The sequence below is a fragment of the Streptomyces sp. NPDC093065 genome (assembly GCF_044754585.1).
Taxonomy (GTDB): Bacteria; Actinomycetota; Actinomycetes; order Streptomycetales; family Streptomycetaceae; genus Streptomyces.
The window spans coordinates 115,841-131,318 of record NZ_JBIVPJ010000017.1; the positions used below are offsets into that span (position 1 = coordinate 115,841).

Sequence of the window (15,478 nt, forward strand, 5' to 3'; positions counted from 1 at the left end):
GCGCCGGTGGGCCGCAGCCTCCGGCAATCTCATCGAGGGGCACATATGTCCGGACTGATCGACACCACGGAGATGTACCTCCGCACCATCCTCGAACTGGAAGAGGAAGGTGTGGTCCCGATGCGCGCCCGGATCGCCGAGCGGCTCGACCAGAGCGGTCCGACGGTCAGCCAGACGGTGGCGCGGATGGAGCGCGACGGTCTGGTGTCCGTGGCGGCGGACCGGCATCTGGAGCTGACCGACGAGGGCAGGCGGCTGGCGACGCGCGTGATGCGCAAGCACCGGCTCGCGGAGTGCCTGCTCGTCGACGTGATCGGCCTGGAGTGGGAGCAGGTGCACGCGGAGGCGTGTCGCTGGGAGCACGTGATGAGCGAGGCGGTGGAGCGCCGCGTCCTGGAGCTGCTGCGGCACCCGACCGAGTCGCCGTACGGCAACCCGATCCCGGGCCTGGAGGAGCTGGGCGAGACGGACGGGGCCGACCCCTTCCTGGACGAGGGCATGGTGTCCCTCGCCGACCTCGATCCCGGGGTGGAGGGCAAGACGGTCGTCGTGCGCCGTATCGGCGAGCCGATCCAGACGGACGCCCAGCTGATGTACACGCTGCGCCGGGCCGGAGTGCAGCCCGGCTCGGTGGTGAGCGTGACCGAGTCGGCGGGCGGCGTGCTGGTGGGCAGCGGCGGTGAGGCCGCCGAGCTGGAGTCGGACACCGCCTCCCACGTGTTCGTCGCCAAGCGCTGACCGCACCGGGGCGGACCCGGTGGGCGGAATCGCAGCGGCCGGGCGTTTCCCGTGCGAGGCTGTGGCGTGAGGCAGAGGACGCGAGGGGCTCTTGGCCGTGGCCGGCAGTGATGTCGCGCCCGGGCCGGAGAGGGGGAGGGCGTGCCGGAGAGACGGAGAGGGCCCCGGCGCCGTGCGGCGCCGGGGCCTGTCCTCCCCTGTGCTGACCTGGAGCCCCGAGCTCTCAAGGTCAATCCCCTCGGACCGATTTCCCCGAGCGGTCCGCCTCCCGTTGAAGATCTCCCCTGGGCGGCGGCGATCAATCCCTGAGTGGTGTCACTCGAATGAGGGGTGTTGCTCGGCGGGACGGCTTTTTCGAATGGGTATTCGATAAGCTTCGATAAATCTGCACGGCAGGCAGGACACGGTTCACAGGACCGGCCGGCCCGCGAGGGCGGGCGGGTCCGAGCGGAGCTTGGGGGTGCCAGGACCAATGGCGCGGCGCATCGACGTGACCGGCGCGGGCGGCGTACGGCTCGCGGCCTGGGAGTTCGGCGACCCTCCCAAGACCGACCGGACGCAGGACCGGGCGCACGAGACGTCCGGCCCCGCATCCGTCCCCGCGATCCCCGCGTCCGGGGCCGCAGACCTGCCCGGCGTGCTGTTACTGCACGGCCTGATGGGCCGCGCCTCGCACTGGGCCCCCACGGCCCGCTGGCTCTCCGCCCGCCACCGTGCCGTCGCCCTGGACCAGCGCGGCCACGGCCGCAGCGACAAGCCCCCGCGGGCCGCCTACACCCGCGAGGCCTACGTCGGGGACGTCGAGGCCGCCCTGGAGCAGCTCGGTCTCGGCCCGGCCGTCCTCGTCGGCCACGCCATGGGCGCGCTCACCGCCTGGCAGCTCGCCGCCAAACGCCCCGACCTGGTCCGCGGTCTGGTCATCTGCGACATGCGGGCCTCCGCTCTCGGCGCCGCCTCCCAGCACACCTGGACCGAGTGGTTCCGTGCCTGGCCGGTCCCCTTCGCCACGCTCGCCGACGTCCGCAAGTGGTTCGGCGAGGACGACCCCTGGGTGGAGCGCCCCAACCCGGCCCGCGGCGAGTTCTACGCCGAGGTGATGGCCGAGTCCCCGGACGGCTGGCGTCCCGTCTTCGAACCCGAGCAGATGCTCCGCTCCCGCGAGACGTGGGTCTACGACGCCCACTGGGAGGAGCTGGCCCAGGTGCGCTGCCCCACCCTGGTCGTGCGCGGCCTCGACGGCGAGCTGGGCCGCGCCGAGGCCCAGGAGATGGTCCGCGTCCTGCCGGACGGCCAGTACGCGGAGGTCGCCGACGCCGGCCACCTCGTCCACTACGACCAGCCGGAGGCGTGGCGGGCGGCCATCGAGCCCTTCCTGACCGCCCTCGGGGGCGCCTGACCGCCCGCGCCCCACGGAGGAGGGCCCGTCACCCTTTGCTGACCGCCGTGAGGATCTCCGGCAGCCGCCGGGCCGTACGCGGCGCGGCCAGCCGCAGGCCGAGCAGCGTCAGCGCCGCGCCGTACACCGCGCCGACCGGCAGCAGCAGCCATCCCGAGTCCCCGGTGCCCGCGCTGACGTTCACCCAGATCGTCAGCGCGATCACGGGCGCGCACAGCAGGGCCGCACCGATCATGCCGCCGAAGATCGAGACCCAGGCCAGCCCGACCTGGCCGGGGGCGACGTTCTTGTAGCCCTCCTGCGGGATGGAGTACGGGAAGCGCGCCGAGGTCCACGCGCCGGTCGCCAGCATCGCGCCGAGCAGCGCGAAGGACAGCCCGAGCGCCTCGGGCAGGGTCCGCCAGTCGTCGAGCATCGCGGTGGTCAGCACCGTGACGAGGGTGGCGTACGGCAGCGTGATCAGCAGCAGCGCCAGTGCGCGGGCGCGCAGCTCGACGTAGGCGTCCCTGGTCGAGGAGATGGTCATGGCGACCATCCAGAACGCGGACGTGTCCTGGCCGAACTGGTTGTACATCTGGATGCCGAGCATCCCGGCGGCGAAGCAGGCGAAGTAGACCGATCCGGTGCCCTGCCAGGCGTTGAACACCGGCACGATCAGGCCGATGGCCAGCGAGGTCACCCACGCCGCCTTGGTCTTCGGGTCGCGCCACACATAGCGCAGGGTGCGTTCCATGGTGGTGCCGGTGCGGCCCGCCGGCAGCCAGCGGGCGGGCCCGGCCGAGCCGCGCTCGCGCACCGCGCCGGTGTCGCCCTGGACGGTGGAGCCGTCGGGCGCCGTCATCAGCCGCGTCAGATGCCGCGCCCACACCCGCAGCAGCAGCACCAGCGCCGCCGCGGTCAGCGCCAGCTGGGCCACCGCGACGCCGTACGAGCCCTCGCTCGCCGCGTCCATCGCGCCGACCGCGGAGGCGGGCGGCACCCAGCGCACCACGTCGGCCACCGGGTCCAGCTCGCCGAGCCCCGACGAGCCCAGCCGCTGCGCGCCGAAGTTGACGAGCTGGGCGCCGACGGCGACGACCAGCCCGCTGAGCACCGCGAGATCGCGCCCCTTGCGACTGGTCAGCAGCCGCACGTTGGCGGCGGCGACGGCCCGTGCCAGGGTCACGCACACCAGCAGCGCGAGGACCGCGCCGACGATCCCGACGGCGTACGCCGCCCCGCCGTGCGCGACCGCGACCACGGAACCGGCGAACAAGCACAGCGTGAACAGCGGTCCGATGCCCACCAGCGAGGAGACGAGCAGGGCCCGCACCAGGGGGCCGGGCCGCAGCGGCAGCATCACCAGCCGGGTCGGGTCGAGCGTCTCGTCGCCGCCGGGGAAGAACAGCGGCATCACCGCCCAGCCCAGGGCGAGCACCGCGGCGAGCAGCACGACCAGTGCGTCCACGTGCGCGTACCCGCGCAGCGCGACGAGACCGATCAGCTGGAGCGCGGTGAAGAGCAGCACGAGGACGGCGGAGGCGATGTAGGCGGCCCGCCGCCCGCCGGACTGGCGCAGGCCGTTGCGCAGGAGCGACAGCTTCAGCCGCACGAAGACGGTGGTGAGGGGGGTGATCTGTGCGGTCCCGGGGGCCGGTGCGGTCCGCGCTCTCATCGGGACCCGCCGCCCAGCCAGTCCAGGTCGGAACCGGCGTCCCGGCCGCCCGCACCGACGAGTTCGAGGAACGCCTCCTGCAGCGAGGCCGCCTCGCCGCGCACCTCCGCGAGGGTGCCGGTGGCGCGGATGCGGCCGGCGGCCATGACGGCCACCCAGTCGCACAGCGACTCCACCAGCTCCATGACGTGGGAGGAGAAGACGACGGTGGCGCCGGAGGCGGTGTAGCGCTCCAGGACACCCCGGATGGTCTGCGCGGAGACCGGGTCGACGCCCTCGAACGGCTCGTCCAGGAACAGCACTTCAGGGTTGTGCAGCAGTGCGGCGGCCAGCCCGGTCTTCTTCCGCATGCCGGTCGAGTAGTCGACGACCAGCTTGTGCTGGGCGCCCGAGAGGTCGAGCACGTCGAGGAGTTGGGTGGCCCGCTTGTCGACCTCGTCGCCGGGCAGTCCGCGCAACCGGCCGGTGTAGCCGAGCAGTTCCCGGCCCGACAGCCGCTCGAACAGCCGCAGCCCCTCGGGCAGCACCCCGATCCTGGCCTTCACCTCGGCCGGGTCGCGCCACACGTCGTGCCCGACGACCTCGACCGAGCCCTGATCCGGCCGCAGCAGACCGGTCACCATGGAGAGCGTGGTGGTCTTCCCGGCCCCGTTGGGCCCGACGAGCCCGATGAACTTCCCCGCCGGCAACTCCAGGTCGATGCCACCCACGGCCACCTGCTGCCCGAACCGCTTCCAGAGCCCCTGAACCCGCACGGCGCTGTTACTCACCACATCTCCCTCCGTCGCGATGAACCCTACGGGGGAGCAGCGCCCCTGAAGGGGCGCGGGGGAACGGCGCGAGTACCACGGACCGGCCCGCGGCCGCCGAAGAGACAGTAACCGGGCAGACGAGAAGGCGCCCCCTAACGATCCCTGCCGCACGCGTACGCCAACGGCGAGATCAGCTCCTCCACATCCGGCAGCCACCGATTCGCAGCGGTCGGCCGGCAGGCCCACTGGACCGCTCCCCACGTCCCGACCCGCGTGGGCGGCGCCGCCACGTACGCCCCCTCCCCGAGCACGCCCAGATCGAGAGCCCGGGGCGCCCACCCCAGCCGACGTACGAGATCCGGCACCTTCGCCCCCGCGCCCGGCAGGACGAAGAACCGCATCCGCCGGTCCGGTGCCAGCGTCACCGGCCCCAGCGTCAGCTCCATCCGCTGCATCCGGGCCAGCGCCAGGAAGCCGGCGGTCTCGGGCACGTCGACCGCGTCGAACGTCCGCCCCGTGGGCAGCAGGACCGACGCCGTCGGCTGCTTCTGCCACATCCGCCGGACGGCGCTCGCGCTGCCCGTCGCCTGCGCCGCCCAGTCCTCGCGCGCCGGGTGCGCGCCCGGGGCGGCGCACGCCGGGGCGCCGCAGGAGCAGTGCTGCACCCCGCCGGCGGGCACCAGCCGGGTGCCGGGAAACACGTCCCAGTGACGCTCCTCGGCGTAGCGAACGGCGGTCTCCAGCAGCGACGTGCCGCGCTGCTGCGGGATCTGGGCGGCTTCGGTGCCGGGGATGGTCTCTTCCACGAGATCCTCAACTCCCGTGCTCACCGGGGGTTACGGGGCCTCCGCGCGCGGGGGAGGTGCACCGATGCCGCATTCGGGGCGCATGGGTGCATAGGTGGGGGCGCGCAGGAGGATTCGCCGTGGGAGCTGGGTAACCACGACTGGGGTCGGCGCGGGCCGTTGCCCCGGCAATCCTCGCAAACTACGCAAGTCTCGCATTGTCGGCACATCGACTGGGCATTGATCTTCACGGCCGGATCCGCTTCGTCCACCGATCCGTCCGGACAGCATCGAGACCGCAAGAGACCGCATGGGGGTTACGCCATGGCCGCAAGGCCTCTCGTCGCGCGGCAGCCGAACGAACGACTGCAGGCGCTCATTCAGGAAGCGGGCTGCTCGAACGCGGGCCTCGCCCGCCGGGTCAACGTGTGCGGGGTCGAGCACGGTCTCGACCTGCGGTACGACAAGACCTCCGTGGCCCGCTGGCTGCGCGGACAGCAACCGCGGGGCCGGGCACCGGCGATCATCGCCGAGGCGCTCGGACGCAAGCTCGGCCGCACGGTCACGGTCGACGAGATCGGCATGGCCAACGGCAAGAACCTCGCGTCCGGCGTCGGTCTCCAGTTCTCGCCGACGGTACTGGGGGCCATCGAGCAGGTCTGCGAGCTGTGGCGCAGCGACGTGGGGCGCCGGGACTTCCTGTCCGGTTCCTCCGTCGCCGCCTCCGCGCTGGTCGAGCCCAGCCGGGACTGGCTGATTTCCGCCCCCGATCCGCAGGTGTCGCGGTCGGCGGGGCCGCGGGTGGGCCAGTCCGACGTGGCGGCCGTGAAGGCGATGACACAGGCACTGGTCGGCCTGGACCACCAGTACGGCAGCGGGCACGTGCGCCCGGTCCTCGTGCACTACCTGAACAGCGTCGTCTCCGGACTGCTGGCCGGTTCCTACCGGGAGGCGGTCGGACGGGACTTGTTCGCCACGGTCGCGCGACTGACGGAACTGGCCGGATACATGGCCGTCGACACCGGCCAACCGGGCCTCGCCCAGCGGTACTACATCCAGTCGCTGCGGCTCGCGCAGGCGGCCGGGGACCGCGGCTACGGCGGGTACGTGCTGGCCGCCTCCATGAGCCACCTCGCCGCGCAGCTCGGGAACCCGCGCGAGATCGCCCAGTTGGCGCGGGCGGCGCAGGAGGGCGCACGCGGGCGGGTCACACCGCGCGCGGAGTCGATGTTCCACGCGGCCGAGGCCCGGGGCCACGCGCTCCTCGGCGACGTGCGGGCGGCCCACGAGGCGGCCGGCCGTGCGGTCGGGGCGATGGAGTCGGCCGATCCGTCCTCCGGGGACGACCCCGTGTGGATCGCGCACTTCGACGATGCCTACCTGGCCGACGAGTTGGCGCACTGCCACCGGGACCTCGGCCAGGCCGACGCGGCGGCGCGCTACGCACGGCAGTCGCTGGAGGGGCACCCCGAGTCCCGGGCGCGCAGGCGGGCCATCGGCCATGTGCTGTTGGCCACGGCGCAGGTGCAGCAGCGCGAGATCGAACAGGCCTGCAACACGGCGACGAGAGCCGTGGAACTCCTGGAGACGCTGCGCTCGAACCGGGGCGCCGAGTACCTGGACGACTTCCAGGCCCGGCTCGAGCCGTACCGGGAAGAAGCCGTGGTCAGAGAGTTCGGTGCCCGGCTCGACCTGCAGGCCGCCGCGTGAACGGACGGGGCGCGAATGCGTGAACGGGCGTGAAACCGCGCCGTGGTGAGCGCAAAGGCACATCAACAGCGTGGCGCGGCCCGGTTTTGTTACTGCTGTCACAGGGAAGGAGTTGACGCCCCGGGCGGCGTGGCAGCGGGCTCCGGGGACCCGGTAGCGTGAGCCGACGATTCCGAAGGTCCCCCATTCGTAGGAGTCCCGGTGACGCAGAGTGGACAGGGCGAGGAGCCCTCGGCGCGGCAAGCGCGCGAAGGCATCGTGCTGCCCTCGGACGGTGGCGAGCCCCTGCTGCCCGGTCGGGCCGACGCGCCCGTCGGCCCGCAGGCCGGCGGCCCGCCCGCATCGGCGCCGCCCGGCGGACAGGCCTGGGACCGGCCCTGGGGCCCCGAGCAGCCGCAGAGCCCGCCCGCCGACCAGGGCTGGCCCACGCCGCCGGGCGCCCAGCCCTGGGGCGCCCCGCAGGCGCCCCAGCCGTCCGCCTGGCCGCCCGCGCAGGGCGACCCGGGGCGGGCCCCCGGTGCCCTGCCGTCCCAGGCCGGCCCCGGACCGCTGCCGCCGGAGGGCGCGCAGCCCCCGTCGTACGGGGCACCGGCGGGCGACCAGATCTACGGCGCGCAGCCGCCGTACGGGCAGCAGCACCAGCAGCAGTACGGCGGGGCGGCTGTGCCGCTGCCGTCCGCCGACGACGGCGCCACGCAGTTCATACCGCCCGTCGCGGCCTCCGCCGACGAGGGTGCCACCCAGTTCATCCCGCACATACCGCCCGCGGGGCCGGGCGCGCTGCCCCCGGAGAGCCCCGCGCAGCCGCACGCCGCCGAGTCGACGCAGTACCTCGGCCAGGCACCGCAGTACCCCGTGCAGTCCGCGCCCGCGTCCCACCCCGACGCGGAGGCGACGCAGTACATCGCGCCCGTGCCCGCCGGCCCCGCCGGTGCCCCGTTCGGTGCCGGGCCGGGCACCGACGAGGGGCGTCAGCCGCCCGCCGAGTTCGACAACCTCTTCCGCGGGGCGCCCGGTGCGGAGGGCCCGGCCTCGGCCACCCAGCAGATGCCGCGCTTCGACGCGCCCCAGGCGCCGTACCCCGGTGCCCAGGCCGGGTACCCACCGCAGGGCCCGGGCGGCGGCGGCAGGCGCCGCGGGGGCGGTGACGGCGGCGGCCGGGGCGGCCGGGGCGGGCGTACCGGCTCGCGGCTGCCGCTCATCGCGGCCGTCGGCGTGGGCATCGCCGTCGTCGGGGTCGGCGCCGGCGCGATGATGGCCGGCGGCGGGAAGGACGAGGACAAGGGCGGCAACCAGACGGTGTCGGCCACGGCCCCCGCCTCCGAGTCCGCGTCCGCCTCGGCCTCGCCGTCCGCCGACCCGGCCGAGGAGCAGGCCGTCGAGCTGGACAAGCTGCTCGCGGAGAGCGGCACCGGCCGCACCACGGTGATCAACGCCGTGGGTGACGTGAAGACCTGCGACAACCTGTCCCAGGCGGCCAAGGACCTGCGGGAGGCCGCCAAGCAGCGCAGCGGACTCGTCGACAGCCTCGACAAGCTCTCCGTGGACCGGCTGCCCCGGCACACCGAGCTGACCACCGCGCTCACCAAGGCGTGGCAGGCCTCGGCGTCGGCCGACAACCACTACGCGGCCTGGGCCGACCGGACGGCCGGCAAGAAGGGCTGCAAGAAGGGCAAGGCCACCACCCAGCCGTCGGCGGCCAACCGGGAGAGCGGCACGGCCAGCAAGGAGAAGGCCAAGGCCGCGAAGCTCTGGAACGCCATCGCCAAGAAGTACGGCCTCACCGAGCGGCAGCCGACCCAGCTGTGACCCGGCGGCCCGCTCCCGGCGGGCTCCGCACCTCTCAGGCCACGTCCGCGTCCCGGAGGGTCCCGGTGGTGTCCACGGCCCCCTCGCGGGCCGAGACCAGGCGGCCCTCCCGCACGACCTGGAGGGTGACCTCGGCGTTGACCAGGCGGGGGAAGCCCACCGAGGCCAGCTTGTCGGCGAAGGTCCACCGCAGGTCGGGCGTGAGCCCGCCCGTGCCGACCTCCAGGCCGTCGTCGAGGGCCCGCCGGACGGTGTCGGAGCTCATCTCCCCGTCGTCGAGGGACTCGACGACGGCCTTGAACACGGTGTACGCGATCCAGGTCGTCTGCACCCCGGCGTCCGCCGCGTCCACGTCGTTGTCGCCGAACGCCTGCTCCTTGACCAGCTGCTTCAGCCCGTCCCACGCCGGGTCGCCCACCGACGGGTACCAGCCGGTGACGTACGCCCCCTCGTAGGGACCGGACGCCCCGCCGCTCGCGTTGACCGTCGTCTGGTCGACGCTGCCGAGCACGGTCGCGGTCCGTACGCCGGGGTGGTCCTCGCGGGCGCGCCGGAAGGAGTCCATGAAGGTGCCGGTGCGGTCCCCGAGGACGGGCACGACGCATCCCGGCTTCCCCGGGCCGGTGTCCTCCCGTGCCAGTGCCTGCTCCGACTGGTCGTCGTACGCGGTGGCGTCCTCCGCGGCCCGCTGGTCGTGGGACCGACCGTGCCCGCCCGAGACCAGGCCCGAGTCCAGCAGCGGGGGCAGCTGGTCTCCCGCGATCGTGTCGGGGCGGACCAGGGTGACCGGCCCGCACGAGTCGGCTAGGGCGCTGCCGAGGCCCGCGAGGAGCGCCGGCTGACCCCCGTTGACCGGGTACGAAAGGGGACTGGTGAACTCGGTGTTGGTGAGGCCGTAACCGCCGATGTACGGGATGCGGGCGCCCTCGAGGACGGGGAAGAACGAGTCGGCGTGCTGGCTGTAGGAGCCCACCACGGCGACCGCCTTCTCCTTGACGGCTCGGCGGGCGCACTTCGCGGCGGCGACGCTGTCGTTGTGGTCGTTGCAGGTCAGGACGTTCAGCTTGCGGCCGCCGAGGCCGCCCCGGTCGTTGACCCAGCGGGCGTAGGCCTGGGCGAGCGCGGGCATGCCGGGTTTGTTGGTCGCGCCGGTGTCCTGCGGCGCCCAGGTCATGACGGTGATCGGGCCGTCGTCCCCGGAACCCCCCGTGGTACCGGGGACGACCCCGCAGCCGACGGCGAGCGACGCGCACGCCACCAGCGCGCCCGCGGACAGTGCGGCGGTGCGGGTGGCCCGGGAACGGCCTCGGGGGCCGCCGGGGGAAGTGCTGCGGATGGGTCGCCTGCCGGTCATGTCCCCGCACGATTCCGGCACCCGGCCAACCCGGGAGTGACCCGCGGTCAACGCATGGTGACGCGGAGGTGAATTGCGGGGGCCGGCGGGGCGCGGAGGAGAGGAACGTAGGATCGACGACCGTGCAAGGTTCGGAGAACTCTTCCCGTCGCGGCCGTCGCTCCACCACCATGGGCGGCATGCCACTCAACGACATGCCGTGGTGGCGCTGGCGCAGTCAGGTGCGCTCCGCGCTGCACATGCTCTCCGCCCCCGCCTTCCAGCGGGACGTCTGGCTGGCCGGTGTCGACGGCTACGGGGACGTCACCGACGCGGTGTACCGCCTGGTGGAGGACACCTGGCTGGACCACTGGTCGGCCGAGAAGTACGTGGGCACGGTCTTCCGCGACTCGCAGGAGGCCGCGCTGGTCGACACCGCCGTGCTGCGGGTCCTGCGGATCATGCACCAGGTCGGGCCGGACGCGCCGGTGACCGCGTACCTGGAGCACGCGGACTGGCCGGAGGCGGTGCGGGCGGCGCGCGACGCGCACGTACGGCTGGCCACCGGCGACGGCGAGGACCCGGAGACACAACCGCGCACGCTGGAGGTGCTGCAGATCATGACCAGGTCCGCCTGACCCGGTCCGCCTGCCGGGACGGCACGCGGTCCGGGAGGCCGGATATGGGACCCTGTGCTGCATGAATCCGCAGTCCTCCGCCGCCGTCCTCCCGGCCGACGTCCCGGCCGACCAGTACGTCCTCACGCTGTCCTGCCCGGACAAGCAGGGCATCGTGCACGCCGTGTCGAGCTACCTGTTCATGACCGGCTGCAACATCGAGGACAGTCAGCAGTTCGGGGACCACGACACGGGTCTGTTCTTCATGCGGGTCCACTTCTCGGCCGTCGAGCCGGTGACGGTGGACAAGCTGCGCGCCAGCTTCACCGCGATCGGCGACGCCTTCCACATGGACTGGCAGATCCACCGGGCCGACGCCAGGATGCGCATCGTGCTCATGGTGAGCAGGTTCGGGCACTGCCTGAACGACCTGCTCTTCCGCGCCCGGATCGGCGCGCTGCCCGTGGAGATCGCGGCGGTGGTCTCCAACCACACCGACTTCGCCGAGCTGGTGGGGTCCTACGGCATCCCCTTCCACCACATCACCGTGACGAAGGACACCAAGCCGGAGGCCGAGGCGCGGGTCCTGGAGATCGTGCGCGAGGAGAACGTCGAACTCGTCGTGCTGGCCCGCTACATGCAGGTCCTCTCGGACGATCTGTGCAAGGCGCTCAGCGGGCGGATCATCAACATCCACCACTCCTTCCTGCCGAGCTTCAAGGGCGCGAAGCCGTACCACCAGGCGCACGCGCGGGGCGTGAAGCTGATCGGCGCGACCGCGCACTACGTGACGGCCGACCTCGACGAGGGGCCGATCATCGAGCAGGAGGTCGAGCGGGTCGGCCACGACGTCACCCCGGACCAGCTGGTGGCGGTCGGACGGGACGTGGAGTGCCAGGCGCTGGCGCGCGCCGTGAAGTGGCACGCGGAGCGGAGGATTCTGCTCAACGGCCGCCGGACGGTGGTCTTCGCCTAGCGGGGGTGGGGGTGCGGTTTCGAGGACGGCTGCGGGTGCCCCGCGCCCCTTGAGGGACGTGCGGTGAACGCCCTTCGGGGGCGCGGGGAACTGCGCGACAAGCCACGACGCACCCGCAGCCGCCGACGAATCCGCAACCGCCCCCTACATCCGGCTCAGGCTCGCCGCGGCGAACAGCACGTCCCGGATCGCCTCCCGGTCCCCGACCTGGCCCGCCGCCGCCTCCGCCGGAGGCACGTGGCCCGCCGCCAGCCGGCAGAACTCCACGCCGTCCAGGGCGACATGGGCCACCTCGTGGTCGGGGGAGGCCGCCGCGCCGGGCGCGTCCAGCGGGATCAGCCACTCGCCGCCGCCCGAGCCCTCGATCTCCAGCCGCAGGCTGCGCCCCGGCTCGCCCGCCGCGACCAGGTGCGGACGGTCGCCGGGCGCGGCCAGACCCGCCCGGCGCCGGGCCGCGAGGACCCCCGGCAGCATCCGGGCCGCGAGGTCGATCATGCCGTTGAGGTGGCGCGCGGACGGCGGCGCGTACGGGTAGTCCACCGCCTCGGCGATGTCCTCCGCGTGCACCCAGCACTCGAACGCCCGGTCCAGCATCGCGTCCCGCAGCGGCAGCTCGAAGTCGCCGTAGGAGACCGGCATCCCGCCCGCGTCGCCGGTGAACGCCACCGTCCGGACGATGCCGTGGGTCTGCTCGCGCCAGGGCGCCCGCAAGGCGCGGGTGGGCGGGCGGCGCGAGGCCCGCCAGTACGCCTCCGTGCGGGCGGCCGGCGCCTGGCCCGGTGCCGCGCCGTCGCCCAGCGGGTCGTCGAGGCCCAGGGCGGCCGCGACCGTCCCGTCGACCGTCAGCAGGTGCGCGAGGACCCCGGCGACGGTGGTACGGCGGCTCGCGGCGCCGTCGTCCTCGAACCAGCGCAGCCGGACCGGCGCGTGCCACTCGGCGTCCCCGAAGTCCTGGAGCAGCGCGTCCAGGCGCGCGGTCTCGGCGTCGTAGGGGGCGGCCCACTCGGGCACCGGGATGCGGGGCGGCCGCCGCTCCAGGCAGCCGTCCAGCACGCGGGTGCGCAGGGCGGGGTCCAGATCGAGGCTTTCCGGCCGCTGGAGCAGCGTGACCGCCTCGCGCAGGCGCAGTGCCTCGTCGGCGCAGGCGTCGCACTCCCCGAGGTGCTCCTCGACGGCCGCCGCCTCCTGCGCCGAGCAGGCCGCCAGCGCCCACGCCCCGAGCAGTGACGTCAGCACCTGGTGCTCCAGCACGAGCGGCGGCTCGGGCAGTGCCCGTCCACCGTCCTCGACGGAGGCCCGGGGCAGCGGTATACGCGCGCCGGTGCCGGCCCCGGCGCCCGCGTCGTCGTCCGTCCCCTTCGTGTCGTGCTCGTCGTTGCCGTCGTCCTCGTCGTACGCCTTCATGCGGCACCCCCGTAGCCGGGCGGCGTGCCGGGTGGGTGCGGGGTGCCGGCGTCGCGGGCCGTGGACAGGAGCTGGAGGCCCAGGCGGAGCCGGCGGCGGGCCTCGTCCTCCGTGACGCCGAGGTCGACGGCGGTCTGGCGGTAGTCGCGGCGCTGGAAGTAGGCCAGCTCCAGGGCGGCCCGCAGCGGAGCGGGCATGGACTGGACGATGTAGTCGGCGCGGGCGGCGACCGAGGCGTGCCGCACCTTGGTCTCCAGCTCCTCGGCGGTGCCGGGCCCGCCCCGGACGAGCGCCGCCGTCTCGGTGGCGCGCAGCCGCTGGACGGCGAAGCGGTGGGTGAGCGTGGCGACCCAGGTGCGCAGCGGGCCCTGCCGGGGGTCGTAGGTGTCGGGGTGCTCCCAGACGTGCGCGAACACGTCGCGCGTGATGTGGTCGGCGGCCCGCTCGTCGTCGAGCACCCGGTGCGCCAGACCGTGCACCAGCGAGGCGAACCGGTCGTACAGCTCCCCCAGGGCGGCGGCCTCGCCGCGCGCGAGCCGCTGCTGCATCTTCCGGTCCCAGCGCAGTGGCACGTCCCTCTTCGCCATGCCGTCCCTCCACCCCCTCGTCCCCCTCGTCGGACCGGCCCGCGGCCACCCTCTCACCGAATGTAGTCGGCACGTCCGACAGCGCACGCCCCTTTGCTCCAATGTGCGCCCCCGACGGGCCGGAGGTGATATGGGCCTCCACTACCCTCTATCGTGCGACCGAAATCGATCGAACGGGATCGAAAGCGTCTGAAACAAGCCACTTCCGACCGGTCTCCGTTTCCGCCTCGGCGTTTGCGGGAACGGCCGGTGGGCAGGCGCGCCGCCAGGAAGCGTAAGTAGGGCTTCCGTTTCGGGTGAATCCAGGCGTTCCGGCGCTCCGACGGATGAAGGGCATGGTGGTGACGTTCAACGTGACCGGCGGGGAGCGGGGCCGGTGGGCCGTGCTCCAGGTGTCCGGCGAACTGGACCTGGTGACGTCACCGGTGCTGCGGCAGCGCGTGCACGACGAGGTGGCCGAGGGGCGGCACAGCCTCGTCCTGGACCTCTCCGAGGTCCTGTTCTGCGACTCCAGCGGGGTCGGCGTCCTCATCGCCTCCCGGCGGCTCATCCGCTCCTGCCAGGGCAGGCTGCGCCTGATACTGCCCGCTCAGGGCGCCGTCGACGGATCCCACGTCAACCGCGTGCTCGGCGCGCTGGGTGTGCGCCGGCTCTTCGACTGCCACCCCGATCTCGCCTCGGCGACCGGGGACGAGCCGCGCCCCCTGTCCGCGTAGACCCGCGCCGGCGCGCACGGGTGCGGCGCCCAGGGCACTTCGCGGCAAGTCGCGTCCGCGCCGGCGTCCGGCGACGTACGCTCCGGGCGGGACGTGCCCCGAACCCCTGAGACGGCCGGAGAGAACCATGGTCAACAGCGAGTACGAGCGCAGGATCGCCGCGCGGTTCACCACCTTCGACCAGGACGGCAACGGTTACATCGACCGTTCCGACTTCAGCGGGGCGGCCAAGGCCCTGCTCGCCGAGTTCGGCGTCGCCGCCCGCTCCGACAAGGGGCAGGCCCTGTACGGCGGCGCGGAGGCGCTCTGGCAGGGGCTGGCGGGCATCGCCGACCGGGACGGCGACCAGCGCATCACCCGTGAGGAGTTCGTCACCGGGGCGGTCAAGCGGCTGCGGGACAAGCCGGACCGGTTCGCCGAGATCGCCCGCCCCTTCCTGCGCGCCGCCCTCGCCGTCGCCGACGGCACCGGTGACGGGACGGCCACCGTCGCGGACACCGCGCGGGCGCTGACCGCGTTCGGCGTGCCCGGGGACGTCGCCCGGCCGGTCGTCGCCGCGCTCGACACGGACGGCGACGGCAGGGTGGGGGAGGCGGAGGTCGTCCCGGCCTTCGCCCGCTACTTCACCGTGCCCGAGTAGCGCCCCGCTCGGCCGGGCCGGAGCCGGAGCCCGGGGCGCCCGCCCGCGCACCGCATGTCGCGGATCGTGGCAGAACGACGTCACAGAGCGTTGATACCGGGTTGTGTCCGCCGCGTGACCCGTTACGGCCCGGAGTCGGCGCCACGCTCCGGTACCTTGTGTGGGATGCGAGTGGTCCTCAGCGCCGGCCGTGCCGCAGTTGCCCCCGGGGCGGCTCCGGAACCGACGGTGTGCGCCATGCCCCGCAGGGTGGAACGGCCGTCGGCCGCCGCCTGTTCGACTCCCCGGAATGTGCGTCGCACAGTATGGCGCACGAGTACTCCTTCGCGCTGGAATATGCCCGAAGCGCTTGTTGACGTGA

At 73.7% G+C, this 15,478-nt stretch carries 14 protein-coding genes; 8 read left to right on the top strand and 6 right to left on the bottom strand.

What is annotated here, in order from left to right:
* Window positions 1–45: 45 nt before the first annotated feature.
* Together ACIQFU_RS26765 and ACIQFU_RS26770 are read left to right on the top strand one after the other, a co-directional pair.
* Window positions 46–738 carry a metal-dependent transcriptional regulator gene (locus ACIQFU_RS26765; RefSeq protein ID WP_402554720.1) on the top strand — a complete coding sequence of 231 codons (693 nt, stop codon included), beginning with the start codon at window positions 46–48 and terminating at the stop codon, window positions 736–738.
* Between the two features lie 472 nt (window positions 739–1,210).
* A complete protein-coding gene (locus tag ACIQFU_RS26770) occupies window positions 1,211–2,134 on the top strand; it encodes an alpha/beta fold hydrolase (RefSeq protein WP_402554721.1) in 924 nt (307 codons plus the stop codon).
* 28 nt (window positions 2,135–2,162) lie between these two features.
* Here ACIQFU_RS26770 and ACIQFU_RS26775 read toward each other — a convergent pair whose 3' ends face one another.
* From ACIQFU_RS26775 to ACIQFU_RS26785, 3 genes are all read right to left on the bottom strand, one after another.
* Window positions 2,163–3,788 carry a transporter gene (locus ACIQFU_RS26775; protein WP_402554722.1) on the bottom strand — a complete coding sequence of 542 codons (1,626 nt, stop codon included), beginning with the start codon at window positions 3,786–3,788 and terminating at the stop codon, window positions 2,163–2,165.
* On the bottom strand, window positions 3,785–4,561 hold the full coding sequence (locus tag ACIQFU_RS26780) for an ABC transporter ATP-binding protein (RefSeq protein WP_402554723.1): 777 nt from the start codon (window positions 4,559–4,561) through the stop codon (window positions 3,785–3,787). The genes ACIQFU_RS26775 and ACIQFU_RS26780 overlap by 4 nt, the downstream gene beginning before the upstream one ends.
* 131 nt (window positions 4,562–4,692) lie before the next feature.
* Window positions 4,693–5,346, bottom strand: coding sequence for a bifunctional DNA primase/polymerase (locus tag ACIQFU_RS26785; RefSeq protein ID WP_402554724.1), 654 nt, complete (start codon window positions 5,344–5,346; stop codon window positions 4,693–4,695).
* Window positions 5,347–5,649: 303 nt separating this feature from the next.
* On the opposite strand from ACIQFU_RS26785, the gene ACIQFU_RS26790 reads away from it, so the two are divergent.
* A complete protein-coding gene (locus ACIQFU_RS26790) occupies window positions 5,650–7,035 on the top strand; it encodes a transcriptional regulator (RefSeq protein ID WP_402554725.1) in 1,386 nt (461 codons plus the stop codon).
* A 201-nt stretch (window positions 7,036–7,236) separates the two neighbouring features.
* On the top strand, window positions 7,237–8,844 hold the full coding sequence (locus ACIQFU_RS26795; protein ID WP_402554726.1) for a hypothetical protein: 1,608 nt from the start codon (window positions 7,237–7,239) through the stop codon (window positions 8,842–8,844).
* A gap of 34 nt (window positions 8,845–8,878) precedes the next feature.
* On the opposite strand, the gene ACIQFU_RS26800 is transcribed toward ACIQFU_RS26795, so the two are convergent.
* On the bottom strand, window positions 8,879–10,198 hold the full coding sequence (locus ACIQFU_RS26800) for an ABC transporter substrate-binding protein (RefSeq protein ID WP_402554727.1): 1,320 nt from the start codon (window positions 10,196–10,198) through the stop codon (window positions 8,879–8,881).
* A 170-nt stretch (window positions 10,199–10,368) separates the two neighbouring features.
* Here ACIQFU_RS26800 and ACIQFU_RS26805 point away from each other — a divergent pair, with 170 nt between their 5' ends.
* Both ACIQFU_RS26805 and purU read left to right on the top strand, forming a co-directional pair.
* The gene (locus tag ACIQFU_RS26805; RefSeq protein ID WP_402554728.1) at window positions 10,369–10,815 is read left to right on the top strand and encodes a hypothetical protein; all 447 of its coding nucleotides are present in this window, start codon (window positions 10,369–10,371) and stop codon (window positions 10,813–10,815) included.
* Between the two features lie 61 nt (window positions 10,816–10,876).
* On the top strand, window positions 10,877–11,770 hold the full coding sequence (gene purU, locus ACIQFU_RS26810; RefSeq protein WP_402554729.1) for a formyltetrahydrofolate deformylase: 894 nt from the start codon (window positions 10,877–10,879) through the stop codon (window positions 11,768–11,770).
* Between the two features lie 144 nt (window positions 11,771–11,914).
* Here purU and ACIQFU_RS26815 read toward each other — a convergent pair whose 3' ends face one another.
* The gene (locus tag ACIQFU_RS26815; protein WP_402554730.1) at window positions 11,915–13,174 is read right to left on the bottom strand and encodes a maleylpyruvate isomerase N-terminal domain-containing protein; all 1,260 of its coding nucleotides are present in this window, start codon (window positions 13,172–13,174) and stop codon (window positions 11,915–11,917) included.
* A complete protein-coding gene (locus tag ACIQFU_RS26820; protein ID WP_402554731.1) occupies window positions 13,171–13,761 on the bottom strand; it encodes a sigma-70 family RNA polymerase sigma factor in 591 nt (196 codons plus the stop codon). The genes ACIQFU_RS26815 and ACIQFU_RS26820 overlap by 4 nt, the downstream gene beginning before the upstream one ends.
* A 335-nt stretch (window positions 13,762–14,096) precedes the next feature.
* Between ACIQFU_RS26820 and ACIQFU_RS26825 the strand changes: the two genes are divergently transcribed.
* Entirely contained in the window at window positions 14,097–14,477 is a 381-nt protein-coding gene (locus ACIQFU_RS26825) for an STAS domain-containing protein (RefSeq protein ID WP_007388697.1), read from the top strand.
* Between the two features lie 127 nt (window positions 14,478–14,604).
* A complete protein-coding gene (locus ACIQFU_RS26830) occupies window positions 14,605–15,117 on the top strand; it encodes an EF-hand domain-containing protein (protein ID WP_402554732.1) in 513 nt (170 codons plus the stop codon).
* Window positions 15,118–15,478 lie beyond the last annotated feature (361 nt).

What these genes read in the sequence shown, in the direction of transcription:
- purU (WP_402554729.1), top strand. Translation starts at nt 10,877, where the DNA reads ATGAATCCGCAGTCCTCCGCCGCCGTCCTCCCGGCCGACGTCCCGGCC.
- ACIQFU_RS26765 (WP_402554720.1), top strand. Translation starts at nt 46, where the DNA reads ATGTCCGGACTGATCGACACCACGGAGATGTACCTCCGCACCATCCTC.
- ACIQFU_RS26775 (WP_402554722.1), bottom strand. Translation starts at nt 3,788, where the DNA reads ATGAGAGCGCGGACCGCACCGGCCCCCGGGACCGCACAGATCACCCCC.
- ACIQFU_RS26820 (WP_402554731.1), bottom strand. Translation starts at nt 13,761, where the DNA reads ATGGCGAAGAGGGACGTGCCACTGCGCTGGGACCGGAAGATGCAGCAG.
- ACIQFU_RS26825 (WP_007388697.1), top strand. Translation starts at nt 14,097, where the DNA reads ATGGTGGTGACGTTCAACGTGACCGGCGGGGAGCGGGGCCGGTGGGCC.
- ACIQFU_RS26815 (WP_402554730.1), bottom strand. Translation starts at nt 13,174, where the DNA reads ATGAAGGCGTACGACGAGGACGACGGCAACGACGAGCACGACACGAAG.
- ACIQFU_RS26770 (WP_402554721.1), top strand. Translation starts at nt 1,211, where the DNA reads ATGGCGCGGCGCATCGACGTGACCGGCGCGGGCGGCGTACGGCTCGCG.
- ACIQFU_RS26830 (WP_402554732.1), top strand. Translation starts at nt 14,605, where the DNA reads ATGGTCAACAGCGAGTACGAGCGCAGGATCGCCGCGCGGTTCACCACC.
- ACIQFU_RS26800 (WP_402554727.1), bottom strand. Translation starts at nt 10,198, where the DNA reads ATGACCGGCAGGCGACCCATCCGCAGCACTTCCCCCGGCGGCCCCCGA.
- ACIQFU_RS26805 (WP_402554728.1), top strand. Translation starts at nt 10,369, where the DNA reads ATGGGCGGCATGCCACTCAACGACATGCCGTGGTGGCGCTGGCGCAGT.
- ACIQFU_RS26790 (WP_402554725.1), top strand. Translation starts at nt 5,650, where the DNA reads ATGGCCGCAAGGCCTCTCGTCGCGCGGCAGCCGAACGAACGACTGCAG.